Below are 12,693 nucleotides of genomic sequence, written 5' to 3' on the forward strand. Positions count from 1 at the left end.
CACCCGCAAGGTTCATCGCCAGGGCGGCGTTGCCCGCCTGCAGCAGGGCGTCGTTGGTCAAGAAGTCGGTGCTGCCGACCACCGTGACGGTCCGCCCGCCCTCACGGAAGCGGATCAGCGCCCCGCCGTAGCAGCGGGTCATGGGCCGTCCGTCGGTAGCGCGATAGGCGTCGCTGGGCCCGAACCGCACCGGCCCGGCCCGCGTCGCCTCGCGCAGAGTGCAATCCGGATCGGTGTCGAAGGCGTCGGCCGCCGCCGAGACCCGCACGCCCGGCATCAGCGCCTCGCGGGTGCGCGCCGTCGGTTCCACCAGCAGCAGGTCGCCCGGCGCCTTCGAAAGCCGGTCCAGCAGCGGCTCGGTCAGGTATTGGCTCTGCGCCACCAGGATCAGCGCGTCGGGGCGCGCCGCCCGCTCGACGCCGGCGATGCTGTCGGCGACCACGACGTCGACGCCACCCCCGCGCAGCAGCGCCACCAGCGCGTGGGCGCCGTCGGGGCCCGTCGAGGCCGGATCCATGCGCGCGCCCGGCCGTGGCGCGGTCAGGTAGGCATCGACCCCGGCGACCACGACGAGCACGAGCAGGATGAGGATCACCCAGCGCCAGGACCGTGAGCGCCGTATCGGCGTCGCGGGTTGAGGGCGCCCGACGGTCGCCATCACCGCACCTTGGCCCACGCGTCGGACGGGGCGGATTGCCCCGGCCCTGCGGCGACGGCCGCCGAGCGGGACCGCAGGTGGTCGTCAAGGTCGGCGATCATCCGGTATGCGCTCGGTGTCCCCGGTTGCTCGCCATAGGTAACGTCGTTGAAAGCCGTTGCGGCCTGCGAAAGTTCGCCGGCGAGATGGGGCAAAGCGGTGCCCGCGTCGGAGGCCAGCTCGTTGGCGGTGCGGCCGGGCGCCGGGTTCAGCACCCCGGTCTCCTCCAGCTGGCGGGCGACCGCACGCAGCCGGTGCCGAATCGCCGCGGCCCAGTCCCCTTGCGCCGCGTAACTTTCGGCGGTCACACGGTGCTGGGCGGCGGTGAGCTGCGCGGCTTCGAACAGCTGATAGTCGCCGCCGCGATTGGTGCGCATGGTGCGCCGCGCGAGGTGGATGGCGGCCGCCAGCGCGATCCCGAGCATGACGAAAAGCACCGTCGCCGTGAGCCATCCGCCGGGCAGCGAGGCCGTCTTCTGCAGCAGCCGGTAAAGGGTCTCGTTGAGCCATTCGGCGATCTGCTCGGTGGCCGAGCCCTTGGAGTAGATCGGTTTGTTGAGCTCGTCCTGGGCGGCCTGGTGTGCGGCATCGCGGTCGATGTCGATGGAGGGCACGGTCAGCTCGTCCTCAGACCGGTCGCGTCAGCCACAGGTTATCGGTGGACTCGGCCGCGTACTGCCCGCCCGCGGCGCCGGTCTGCAGCACCAGATCGAATGCCTCGGCGCGCATCCGGCGATCGGTGTAGAGCAGCGCGATCACCCCGGCGTTGAACGGCGCGGTGATGATCTCGCCGATCGCGGCGCCCACCGACGCGACCGCGGTGCCGACCAGGAAGGCCGCGGTGGACGTGCTGACCAGGAAGAACCTGCTGGCGATCTCGAACGGAACCGAGACCGCGCCCGCGACAACGGAGGTCACCAGCAGCGACAGCAGCCGGATGCCCAGCACCCGCCAGAAGCCGTTGCGCACCAAGGCGAACGATCGGGTGATGGCGTCCAGGACGGGCAGCCGCTCCAGCACGATCAGCACGGGCGCAAACAGCACGACCGTGTACAGGTACACCAGCAACGCGATCACGGCCAGCACCAGCGGCATGCCAAGGATGACCGCCGCCGCGCCGTTCCCGATGGCCGCCAGCACCGCGATGATCACGATCACCAGTCCGGCGACGACGGCCAGGGCGGCTCCTTCCAGCAGGGCGAGGCCGAATAGCGGAACCAGGCGCCCCCGGATCCTGGCCCACGTCTCGCCGATGGTGATCGGCGAGCCGAACACCGCCCGCCCGACGATGACGGTGAGCATCCCGGACAGCAGCATGCCGCCCAGCCAGGCGACCAGGACACCGGCGCCCATCGACGTCAACCAGGCGCCGATGACCCCGCTGGTCAGCTCCTTGGCGTGGTCGGTGCTCAGCCTGCCGTAGGCCGCCAACGGCCCGTAGACGGCCAGTTTCGTGACGATCTGGATGACCACCACCACCACGGTCGTCAACCCCAGGGTGGCCTTCGGATTGGCCCGGACGTAGCCGACCGCGCCGTTGAAGATGTCGCCCAGGGTGAGCGGCCGCAACGGGATGATGCCGGGTTTGACCGCCCCCGGAATCAGTTGTGGGAGGCCGGATTGCCACGGCGGCGGGGGTCCGTACCCCGGTGGGGGGCCATACCCCGGCGGAGGTCCATACCCCGGCGGGGGACCGTAGCCCGGTGGGGGCCCGTAGCCCGGTGGGCCGTATCCCGGGGGTGGGCCGTAGCCGGGTGGGGGTCCGTATCCCGGTGGTGGGCCGTAGCCGGGTGGCGGGCCGTAGCCCGGTGGCCGGCCAACCGGATAGCCAGGCGGCGGCGCGCTCAACGTGTTCCGCGGCGTCTGCGAGCGGGCCCGTCGTTCGTCATGGGCTCCATCCTGTCGGTGGTCCGGGCATTTCTCAATCATGGCCAGACCGTCGGCGCGTAGCGTTCCTGGCATGGCGGAACTCAAATCCCGGCTGCGGGCCGACCTGACCGATGCGATGAAGAGCAAGGACAAGCTGCGCACGGCGACCCTGCGCCTCCTGCTCGCCGCGATCCAAACCGAGGAGGTGTCCGGCAAGCAGGCCAAAGACCTCTCCGACGACGAGGTGATCAAGGTGCTGGCCCGGGAGTCCCGCAAGCGTGCCGAGTCGGCGGAGATCTACACGCAGAACGGCCGCGGGGAGCTGGCCGCCACCGAGCACGCCGAGGCGCGCATCATCGACGAGTATTTGCCGACGCCGCTCACCGAGGCCGAACTGGCCGACGTCGCCGACACCGCGATCGCCCAGGTCGCAGAGGAGATCGGCGAGCGCCCGAGCATGAAGCAGATGGGGATGGTGATGAAGGCGGCCACCGCGATCGCGGCCGGCAAGGCCGACGGGGCCCGGCTGTCGGCGGCGGTCAAGGAGCGGTTGTAGCAAGCACCACCCGGGTGCCGTCCGGGGCCCGCCTGGTCACGCGCCGGGCGTCGAGCTGCTCCAGCAGCGGGACCGCGACCCGCCGGGTGGTGCCCAGCGCCCGGCGCGCGTCGCTGACCGTGAACGGCTGCGGCAGCGCCGCGAGGACGCCGGCCGCCCGGTCCAGCGCGCCGGATCCCAGGACGACGCCGTCGGCGATCCGGGTCAGCCGCCCGGCGCGCACCGCCGCCGCCAGCTCCCGGGAACCCAGCTTGAGCTCGGCCAGTTCGTCGGCCTCCGGCGCCCGGAACGGCTCGGCGGCCAGCCACTCCTCGATGGCGCGGACCGCCTTGTCGACGCGGGCCGGCAGGCCCGCGCCCGGCGCACGGACCAGCCCGTCGGCCACCTGAAGGCCGGTGCCCTCGAGCAGCTTCGGCAACAGCTCGGCGGCGGGCAGCCCGGCCCGCTGCCGCAGCGTCTCCAGCGTCATCCCGGCCGCGACGTCGTGGTCGTCCGCCCACAACCGCACCGCCGCGGTCGCCCGCTCGCGCCGCCCGGCCCACCACTGCGGGTCCACCACCCAGTCGCCCACCCGCAGCCCGGCGAGCGGCAGGCCCATCGCCCGCAGGTGGGCGGCCCGGGCGCAGTCGGGCGGGCGGACCCGCCCGGTCGCGAGCTCGGCGGCCCGATCTCGGGCGGCGCCGCGTCGGCGCAGCGCCGGCGGCCGGACGTCGAGCACCTCGACGCCCGCCGCGATCCGGTGCTCGCCGGGGTCGCGCAGCAGTCCCACGTCGCCGACCCGCAGCGGCAGCGACCGCGCCAGCCGCAGCCGGGCCGCCGCCTCGCCGAGCGGGCGCACCTGCACCGGCACGGCCGCGGACCCGACATGCAACACCAGCTGGCGATGCAGCGCGTCCGCCGACCGCAGGGCGACGTCGATCTCCGCCGTGTCCAGCCACACGCCCGGTGCCCGAACGGTGTCGCCGCGGCCGATGTGCTGACGGTCGACCCCCCGCAGGTTCAGCGCGACGCGCGCCACCGGGCCAACCGACGGCTGGTCGCGGCCCAGCGATTGCAGCCCGCGCACCGTGACGCGCCGGCCGGCGTGTTCCAGTTCGTCGCCCACCCGGATCGTCCCGGCCGCCAGCGTCCCGGTCACCACGGTGCCCGCACCCCGGACGGTGAAGCTCCGGTCGACCCACAGCCGCACGTCGGCGTCCGGGTCCGGAGCCGGCAGCCGGTCGGTGAGCGCCAGCAGCTCCGCGCGCACCCGCTCCAGATCGGTCCCGATCGCGACGGGAACCCCGGCCAGCGAGGTGGCGGCGAACCGTTCCCGCGCCTGCTCGATGGCCGGGCCGGGATCGGCGAGGTCGGCCTTGCTGATCACCACCAGCCCGTGCCGGACCCCGAGCGCATCCAGCGCCGCCAGGTGTTCGTCGGACTGCGGCATCCAGCCCTCGGTCGCGGCGACGACGAACAACACCGCGGGGACGGTCCCCACCCCCGCCAGCATGTTGGCCACGAACCGCTCGTGCCCCGGCACGTCGACGAACGCCAGCTGGCGGCCGCCGAACTCGGTCCACGCGAAACCGAGGTCGATGGTCAGGCCCCGGCGCCGCTCCTCGGCCAGCCGGTCCGGCCACATGCCGGTGAGCCGGTGCAGCAGGGTGGATTTGCCGTGGTCGACGTGCCCGGCGGTGGCTATGACGAACATGCGAGCACCGCCGCCGCCAGCAGCGCGTCGTCCTCGGGCGCCACCGTGCGCAGGTCGAGCAGGCACCGACCGGCCTCGAGGCGGCCGACGACCGGCGGGCTGGCGGCGCGCAGCGCGGCGGCGTAGGGCTCCGGCAGGCTCACGGCGGCGCTGGGTAGCCGGACGTCCGGCGCCCCGCCCCCGCCGACGGCCGCGACGCAATCCACCGCCTGCGCGCCCGGCAACGCGGCCGCGAGCGACTCCGCGCGGGCCCGCAGCCGCGCCACGTCGGCGACCAGCGCCTCGGCCACCGGCGTCGGCGGGCCCGTCAGCGTCGCTTCCAGCGCGGCCAGGGTGAGCTTGTCCACCCGCAGGGCGCGCGCGGCGGGGTGGCGGCGCAGCCGTTCGATGAGCCCGGCGTCGCCCAGCAGCAGGCCGGCCTGGGGGCCGCCGAGCAGTTTGTCGCCGCTCGCGGTGACCAGGTCGGCGCCGTCGCGCAGGGCCGTCGTGGCGTCGGGCTCGTCGGGCAGCAGGGGGTGCGGGGCCAGCATCCCGGAGCCGATGTCGACCACCAGGGGCACACCGAGTTTCGCCAGCTCCGCGACGCCGACCGCCGAGGTGAACCCGGTGACGTGGAAGTTGGACGGGTGGACCTTCAGGACGAAACCGGTCTGCGGCCCGATCGCCTCGGCGTAGTCACGCAGGCTGGTGCGGTTGGTGGTGCCGACCTCGCGCAGCCGCGATCCGGTGGAGGCCAGCAACTCGGGGATGCGGAACCCGTCGCCGATCTCGACCAGCTCGCCACGGCTGAGCACGATCTCCTTGCCCCCCGACAAGCCCCCAGCGAGCGTCAAGGCCGTCAGCAGCAGCGCGGCCGCGTTGTTGTTGACGACGTGCACCCCACCCGCGAGGGGCACCGCGCGGGCCAGCGCCGCCAGCGCGCCCCGGCCGCGACGGCCGCGGCGGCCGGTCGCCAGGTCCAGCTCGACGTCGGTGGTGCCGGCGGCGGCGAGCACCGCGTCGACGGCGGCCCGCGACAGCGGCGCGCGCCCCAGGTTGGTGTGCACGATCACGCCGGTGGCGTTGATCACGGGCCGCAGGCTGGACGCGGTGCTGGGCAGCGCGTCGAGGGCGTGCTCGGCGACGCGCTCGGGCTCGATCTCCCCGGCGCGGGCCCGCCGCTGCGCGTCGGCGATCACCGACTTCACCAGCGCGCGCCCCAGCACCCGCTGGGCCTCGACCAGGCGCGGATCGGCGAGCAGCGTGTCGGTTCCCGGCACCCGCCGGCGCGGGTCGGTCATGTCGGGCTCGAGAGGGTATGGCGGAGGCGGACGGGAATCGAACCCGCCAGCGGCAGCGTCTGCCGTTCGACGGTTTTGAAGACCGCGCCGGTCACCAGACCGGACACGCCTCCTCGGACCATAGGGACAAGTATGGACGCGTGGCCTATCGACTGACTCAGTACGCCCACGGCGGCGGGTGTGCATGCAAGATCCCGCCCGGTGAGCTCGAGGAGGTGGTCCGCGGGCTGGGGGTGAGCGCGCCGCGCGACCCGGTCGGCGAGCTGCTGGTCGGGCTGGAACACGGCGACGACGCGGCCGCGGTGCAGATCGCCGACGGCACGGCGCTGATCGCGACGACGGACTTCTTCACCCCGGTGGTCGACGACGCGTACGACTGGGGCCGCATCGCGGCCACCAACGCGCTGTCCGACGTCTACGCGATGGGCGGTCGTCCGGTGGTGGCGGTGAACCTGCTGGGCTGGCCGCGCGACGTGCTGCCGTTCGAGCTGGCGGCCGAGACGCTGCGGGGCGGGCTGGACGTCTGCGGCCTGGCCGGCTGCCACCTCGCCGGCGGGCACAGCGTCGACGACCCGGAACCCAAATACGGGCTGGCGGTCACCGGGATCGCGGACCCGAACCGGTTGCTGCGCAACGACTCCGGCAAGCCCGGCCTGCCGCTGTCGCTGACCAAACCGCTCGGCGTCGGGGTGCTCAACAGCAGGCACAAGGCCACCGGGGAGCGCTTCGAGCAGGCGGTCCGGGTGATGACCACCCTCAACGCCGAGGCGGCCGCCGCCGCGCTGGCCGCCGGCGCCGAATGCGCAACCGACATCACCGGTTTCGGGCTGCTCGGTCATCTGCACAAGCTGGCGCGGGCCAGCGGCGTCACGGCGATCGTCGACGCGGCGGCGGTGCCCTACCTGGAGGGGGCCCGGGAGGCGCTGGCGGCCGGCTACGTCAGCGGGGGCACGCGCCGCAACCTCGACTGGGTGGCCCCGCACGTCGACCTGTCCGCGGTCAGGGAGTCCGACGCCCTGTTGCTCGCCGACGCGCAGACCTCGGGCGGCCTGCTGGTCGCCGGTGAGGTACCGGGCGCCCCGGTGATCGGTGAGCTGGTGCCGCGTGGCGAGCACACGATCGTGGTGCGGTGAACCGAGCGGGGTTTCGGGGCCGCGCACTAGGGTGGTGGTCATGGCCCCGAAAAAAGACATGCGGAAGCTTTTCCTCGAGTGGCCCGTCGTACGTCAGCTGCGTTCGGGCGACAAGCTCGGCCGCGGCTCGGCCGTGACCTCGAAGCGCACCCGCGCCGTCACGCCGCGCACGACGACGGCCGACCGCGTGGTGCAGAGCATCTGCCCCTATTGCGCGGTCGGTTGCGGGCAGCGGGTCTACGTCAAGGACGAACGGGTGGTCCAGATCGAGGGCGACCCGGACTCGCCGATCTCGCGAGGCCGCCTGTGCCCCAAGGGTGCTGCCAGTGAACAGCTGGTGAACTCGCCCGGCCGGCAGCTGCAGGTGCTCTACCGCGCCCCCCGGGCGACTGAATGGCAGCCCCTCGAGCTGGACACCGCGATCGACATGATCGCCGACCGGTTCGTCGAGTCCCGCCGCCACACCTGGCAGGACATCGACAAGAAGGGCAACCTGTTGCGCCGCACCATGGGCATCGCCGCGCTGGGCGGGGCGACGCTGGACAACGAAGAGAACTACCTCATCAAGAAGCTCTTCACCGCCGCGGGCGCCATTCAGATCGAGAACCAAGCTCGCATTTGACACTCCGCCACGGTTCCCGGTCTGGGAGCCTCCTTCGGGCGCGGCGGCGCCACCCAAACACTGCAGGACATGGCGAACGCCGATTGCATCGTCATCCAGGGCTCCAACATGGCCGAGTGCCACCCGGTGGGTTTCCAGTGGGTCGAAGAGGCCCGGGCCCGCGGCGCTCGGGTGATCCATGTGGACCCGCGCTTCACCCGCACGTCGGCGGTGTCGGACAAACACATCCCGATCCGGGCCGGTTCGGACGTGGTGCTGCTCGGCGCCTTGATCAACCACGTGCTCGCCAACGACCTGTGGTTTAAGGAATACGTCGTCGCCTACACCAACGCCGCCACGTTGATCAACGAAAAGTTCAGGGACACCGAGGATCTCAATGGGCTGTTCTCCGGCTTCGACCCCGAGACCGGGCAGTACGACACGTCGACGTGGGCGTACGAGCAGGAAGGGAACGGCCAGATCGAGTCCGCCGGCGGCGACCACACGCACGGTGCCACCGCGTCACCGAGCGCGGCGGGCGACGAGCACGGCAGCGGCGGCCCGCCGCTCGCGCACGCCAAGGTGAAGCGGGACGAAACCCTGCAGCACCCGCGCACCGTCTTCCAGATCCTCAAGCGCCACTACGCCCGCTACACCCCGGAGGTGGTCACCGACGTCTGTGGCATCAGCCGCGCGGATTTCGACTACCTCGCCCGCTCCATCGTCGAGAACTCCGGGCGCGAGCGCACCACCTGCTTCGCCTACGCCGTCGGGTGGACGCAGCACACCCTCGGCGCCCAATTCATCCGCACCGCAACCATTCTGCAGCTCCTGCTGGGCAACGTGGGCCGGCCGGGCAGCGGCATCATGGCGCTGCGCGGCCACGCCACCATCCAGGGCTCCACGGACATCCCGACGCTGTTCAACCTGCTGCCCGGCTACCTGCCCATGCCCAAGGCCGGCATGCACGACACCCTGGCCGACTATCTCGACGTGGTGGGATCGAAGAAGCAGAAGGGGTTCTGGGCCAACTCCGACACCTATGCGATCAGCCTGCTCAAGGCGTGGTGGGGGGAGGCGGCCACCAAGGACAACGACTGGGCCTACGACTACCTGCCGCGGCTGTCCGGGCCGCACGGCACCTATCAGACCGTGATGGGCATGCTGGCCGACGAGGTGGAGGGCTACTTCCTGCTCGGCCAGAACCCCGCGGTCGGGTCGGCGCACGGCCGGATGCAGCGGATGGGCATGTCCCACCTCAAGTGGCTGGTGGTGCGCGACCTCAACCTCATCGAGTCGGCCACCTGGTGGAAGGACGGGCCCGAAATCGCTTCGGGCGAACTGAAAACGGAGGATATCGAGACCGAGGTGTTCTTCCTGCCCGCCGCCACGCACGTGGAGAAGGCCGGATCGTTCACCCAGACCCAGCGCCTGGTGCAGTGGCGCCACAAGGCCGTCGAGCCGCCGGGCCAGTGTCAGAGCGAGTTGCAGTTCTTCTTCGAACTCGGCAAGCGGATCAGGCAGCGGTTGGCCGGGTCGACCGACGAGCGCGACCGGCCCCTGCTGGACCTGACGTGGGACTACCCGACCGACGAGCACGGCGAGCCCGACGGCGAAGCCGTATTGGCCGAGATCAACGGGTATCACACCGCCGACCGCGCGCCGCTGTCGTCGTACACCGAGTTGCGCGCCGACGGGTCGACCGCCGCGGGGTGCTGGATCTACACGGGCGTCTACGCGAACGCCACCAACCAGGCCGCCCGCCGCGTGCCGCACGGCGGTGACTCGCCGAGCCAGCACGAGTGGGGCTGGGCGTGGCCCGCCGACCGGAGAATCCTCTACAACCGCGCGTCGGCCGACCCGGACGGCAAGCCGTGGAGCGAACGCAAGAAATACGTGTGGTGGGACGCGGATCAGCGGCGCTGGGTCGGGTATGACGTGCCCGACTTCGTGGCCGACCGGGCGCCGGGGAGCCGGCCCGATCCCGCCGTCGGCGGTCCCGACGCGCTCGCCGGGGACGACCCGTTCATCATGCAGGCCGACGGCAAGGGGTGGCTGTTCGCGCCGAAGGGTGTGGTCGACGGCCCGCTGCCCACGCACTACGAACCGCAGGAGTCCCCGGTCGCCAACGCGTTGTACCCGCAGCAGCGCAACCCGGGACGAATCACCTTCCCGCGCAAGGACAATCTGAGCGCGCCCAGCGCAGGCGAGCCGGGTGCGGACGTGTATCCGTACGTGTTCACCACCTACCGGCTCACCGAGCATCACACCGCCGGCGGGATGAGCCGGTGGCTGCCCTACCTCTCGGAGCTGCAGCCGGAGATGTTCTGCGAGGTGTCCCCGGAGCTGGCCGCCGAACGCGGCCTCGAGCCGTATGGGTGGGCCACCATCGTATCGCCGCGCGCGGCGATCGAGGCGCGGGTGCTGGTCACCAAACGCGTTGCGCCGCTGGTGATCAACGGTCACACCGTGCATCAGATCGGCCTGCCGTATCACTGGGGCGTCGGCGGTGACGCCGTCGTGAGCGGGGACGCGGCCAACGATCTGCTGGGCATCACGCTGGACCCCAACGTGCAGATCCAGGAGTCCAAGGCCGGCTCGTGTGACATCCGGCCGGGGCGCCGGCCGCAGGGCGAGGATCTGCTGCGGCTGATCGCCGAGTATCAGTCCCGCTCGGGGGCCACCACCGAGACCGGCAACGTGCGGATCGACGACGGCGTCTGGGAAGGGGGAGCCGATGGGTCAGCTGAGCGGACCGACCGACCCGACGAGTGACGCCGGCTGGGCAGAACCCAAGCCGCGCAAGGGCTTCTTCACCGACACCTCGATCTGCATCGGCTGCAAGGCCTGCGAGGTCGCGTGCAAGGAGTGGAACCGCAACCCCCGCGACGGCGACCTGGAGCTGCTGGGTTCGTCCTATGACAACACCGGCGCGCTGGGCGCCAGCACCTGGCGGCACGTCGCCTTCATCGAGCAGGACCGCGACCGCATCGAGGAGGCGCGCGAATCCGGGCGCGCCCTCACCGATTTGGGCATGCCGGCGCTGCCGGGTGCCGCGTCGGAGCCGGACCTCACCCCGCCCGACACCCCGGAGTTCCGCTGGCTGATGTCGTCGGACGTGTGCAAGCACTGCACGCACGCCGGCTGCCTGGACGTCTGCCCGACGGGTGCGTTGTTCCGCACCGAGTTCGGCACGGTCGTCGTGCAGGACGACGTCTGCAACGGGTGCGGCACCTGTGTGGCCGGGTGCCCGTTCGGCGTGGTCGAGCGCCGCAGCGACGGCACCTATGCGACGCCCGCGCGGCGGCCGGGCCGCCCGACCGAGAAGTTCGTCACCGGGGTCGCCCAGAAGTGCACCCTGTGCTACGACCGCCTGGTCGACGACCAGATCCCGGCGTGCGCCAAGACCTGTCCCACGACGTCGATCAAGTTCGGCGACCACGACGACCTGGTCATCACGGCGCGGGAACGGGTGGCCGCGCTGCGCGCCCAGGGGCTCACGGAGGCCCGCCTCTACGGGGCGAACGAACACGACGGCGTGGGTGGCACCGGGTCGATCTTCCTGCTGCTCGACGAGCCCGAGGTCTACGGCCTGCCGCCGGACCCGCGGGTGTGCACGGCCGACCTGCCCCAGATGTTCAAACGAGCCGGCGTGGCCGCGGCGGGCATGTTCGCCGCCGCGGCGCTGGCCTTCTGGAAAGGCCGGTGAAAAGCCCATGAGCACTTCGGAATACGACAGCCTGCGCCCGCCCGAGCCCGTCGGCGGTCGGCGCAAGCGGCAGCGCAGGGGCCGCCGGGGCGGCGGCAGGAGTTTTGATGGTTCCCGCGAGACGCCGATGGTGCCCGAAGCCGAATTCAGCTCCTACTACGGGCGTCCGGTGGTCAAGCCGCCGCCCTGGGAGTCCGAGGTGGCCGCGTACCTGTTCCTGGGCGGCGTCGCGGGCGGCTCCGGCCTGCTGGCGGCCGGCGCGCAGCTCACCGGCCGCGCCAGGCTGCGCCGCAACGCCCGCCTCACCGGCTTGGCGGCCGTCCTGTTGAGCCTCGTCGCGCTGGTGAAGGACCTTGGCCGGCCCGAGCGGTTCCTGCACATGCTGCGCACGTTCAAGCTCACCTCGCCGATGAACCTCGGCTCGTGGATCCTGAGCGCCTTCAGCGCCGGGATCGGGGTGGCCGCCGCGTCCGAGGTCGATCGGATGACGGGGGAGCGGCTACCGCTCGGTCCGCTGCGGCCGGTGCTGCGCGCCGTCGAGGGGCCGGCCGGCCTGGAGGCGGCGCTCCTCGCCCCGCCGCTGGCCGCCTACACCGCGGTGCTGCTCTCCGACACGGCGACGCCGACCTGGAACGCCGCCCGCGAGGACCTGCCGTTCGTGTTCGTCAGCTCGGCGAGCCTGGCCGCGTCGGGGTTGGCGATGGTCACCACCCCGGTCGCCGAAGCCGGCCCGGCCCGCGCACTGGCCGTGTTCGGCGTGATCGGTGACCTGGTGGCGACGAGGCTGATGGAGCGCCGGATGGACCCGGTCGCCGCCGAACCGCTGCACCACGGCGCCCCGGGCCGGATGCTGCGGTGGAGCGAACGGCTGGCGATCGGCGGCGGGTTGGGCACGCTGCTCGGGGGCCGCAACCGCGCCGTCGCGGCGGTGTCCGGCCTGGCGCTGGCGACGGCGTCCGCGCTGACCCGCTTCGGCGTGTTCGAGGCGGGGCTGGAATCGGCGCGCCACCCCCGCTACACGATCGAGCCGCAGAAGCGCCGGCTGGCGGCGCGCCGCGCGGCGGGCGTCACGGGGGACTCGATCACCACCGCGGGCTGAACGGTCCCCGGGTCGCGAGCGTAACGTCACCGCGATTCTGGGCCCCATTTTTCGCG

At 72.4% G+C, this 12,693-nt stretch carries 10 protein-coding genes and 1 tRNA gene; 5 read left to right on the plus strand and 6 right to left on the minus strand.

Annotated elements, in window-relative coordinates; genetic code table 11:
• The 3 genes from A5692_RS24750 to A5692_RS24760 all read right to left on the minus strand — a co-directional run.
• Positions 1 to 658: DUF4350 domain-containing protein (locus A5692_RS24750; RefSeq protein WP_197514561.1), on the minus strand; the 658-nt coding region annotated here is incomplete at its 3' end.
• Positions 658 to 1,311, minus strand: a complete 654-nt coding sequence (locus A5692_RS24755; RefSeq protein ID WP_068061302.1) for a DUF4129 domain-containing protein — start codon at positions 1,309 to 1,311, stop codon at positions 658 to 660. The genes A5692_RS24755 and A5692_RS24750, both read right to left, overlap by 1 nt.
• Before the next feature lie 13 nt (positions 1,312 to 1,324).
• Positions 1,325 to 2,659, minus strand: coding sequence for a hypothetical protein (locus A5692_RS24760; protein WP_197514562.1), 1,335 nt, complete (start codon positions 2,657 to 2,659; stop codon positions 1,325 to 1,327).
• Between A5692_RS24760 and A5692_RS24765 the strand changes: the two genes are divergently transcribed.
• Positions 2,658 to 3,122, plus strand: a complete 465-nt coding sequence (locus A5692_RS24765; RefSeq protein WP_068061308.1) for a GatB/YqeY domain-containing protein — start codon at positions 2,658 to 2,660, stop codon at positions 3,120 to 3,122. The two genes, A5692_RS24760 and A5692_RS24765, sit on opposite strands and share 2 nt — an antisense overlap.
• Here the strand turns inward: A5692_RS24765 and A5692_RS24770 are convergent.
• From A5692_RS24770 to A5692_RS24780, 3 genes are all read right to left on the minus strand, one after another.
• Entirely contained in the window at positions 3,106 to 4,815 is a 1,710-nt protein-coding gene (locus A5692_RS24770; RefSeq protein WP_068061312.1) for a selenocysteine-specific translation elongation factor, read from the minus strand. The genes A5692_RS24765 and A5692_RS24770 overlap by 17 nt on opposite strands.
• A complete protein-coding gene (gene selA / locus A5692_RS24775) occupies positions 4,803 to 6,095 on the minus strand; it encodes an L-seryl-tRNA(Sec) selenium transferase (protein WP_068061314.1) in 1,293 nt (430 codons plus the stop codon). Before selA ends, A5692_RS24770 begins: the two co-directional genes overlap by 13 nt.
• 18 nt (positions 6,096 to 6,113) lie before the next feature.
• Positions 6,114 to 6,208: transfer RNA gene (locus A5692_RS24780), tRNA-Sec, on the minus strand.
• A gap of 27 nt (positions 6,209 to 6,235) precedes the next feature.
• Here A5692_RS24780 and selD point away from each other — a divergent pair.
• From selD to nrfD, 4 genes are read left to right on the plus strand one after another with little or no spacing between them, the layout of a single operon-like run.
• Positions 6,236 to 7,228, plus strand: a complete 993-nt coding sequence (gene selD, locus A5692_RS24785; RefSeq protein WP_068061316.1) for a selenide, water dikinase SelD — start codon at positions 6,236 to 6,238, stop codon at positions 7,226 to 7,228.
• 58 nt (positions 7,229 to 7,286) lie between these two features.
• A complete protein-coding gene (fdh, locus tag A5692_RS24795) occupies positions 7,287 to 10,604 on the plus strand; it encodes a formate dehydrogenase (protein ID WP_231984454.1) in 3,318 nt (1,105 codons plus the stop codon).
• Positions 10,567 to 11,538, plus strand: coding sequence for a 4Fe-4S dicluster domain-containing protein (locus A5692_RS24800; protein ID WP_068061322.1), 972 nt, complete (start codon positions 10,567 to 10,569; stop codon positions 11,536 to 11,538). The genes fdh and A5692_RS24800 overlap by 38 nt, the downstream gene beginning before the upstream one ends.
• A 7-nt stretch (positions 11,539 to 11,545) precedes the next feature.
• The gene (gene nrfD / locus A5692_RS24805) at positions 11,546 to 12,637 is read left to right on the plus strand and encodes an NrfD/PsrC family molybdoenzyme membrane anchor subunit (RefSeq protein ID WP_068061326.1); all 1,092 of its coding nucleotides are present in this window, start codon (positions 11,546 to 11,548) and stop codon (positions 12,635 to 12,637) included.
• Positions 12,638 to 12,693 lie beyond the last annotated feature (56 nt).

Origin of the sequence: Mycobacterium sp. E342, from assembly GCF_001667665.1 — a bacterium.
In the GTDB taxonomy this organism is placed as follows: Bacteria; Actinomycetota; Actinomycetes; order Mycobacteriales; family Mycobacteriaceae; genus Mycobacterium.

Coding starts and splice junctions, on each gene's coding strand:
- selA (WP_068061314.1), bottom strand. CDS start 6,095: ATGACCGACCCGCGCCGGCGGGTGCCGGGAACCGACACGCTGCTCGCC.
- A5692_RS24760 (WP_197514562.1), bottom strand. CDS start 2,659: ATGCCAGGAACGCTACGCGCCGACGGTCTGGCCATGATTGAGAAATGC.
- A5692_RS24765 (WP_068061308.1), top strand. CDS start 2,658: ATGGCGGAACTCAAATCCCGGCTGCGGGCCGACCTGACCGATGCGATG.
- A5692_RS24770 (WP_068061312.1), bottom strand. CDS start 4,815: ATGTTCGTCATAGCCACCGCCGGGCACGTCGACCACGGCAAATCCACC.
- A5692_RS24800 (WP_068061322.1), top strand. CDS start 10,567: ATGGGTCAGCTGAGCGGACCGACCGACCCGACGAGTGACGCCGGCTGG.
- nrfD (WP_068061326.1), top strand. CDS start 11,546: ATGAGCACTTCGGAATACGACAGCCTGCGCCCGCCCGAGCCCGTCGGC.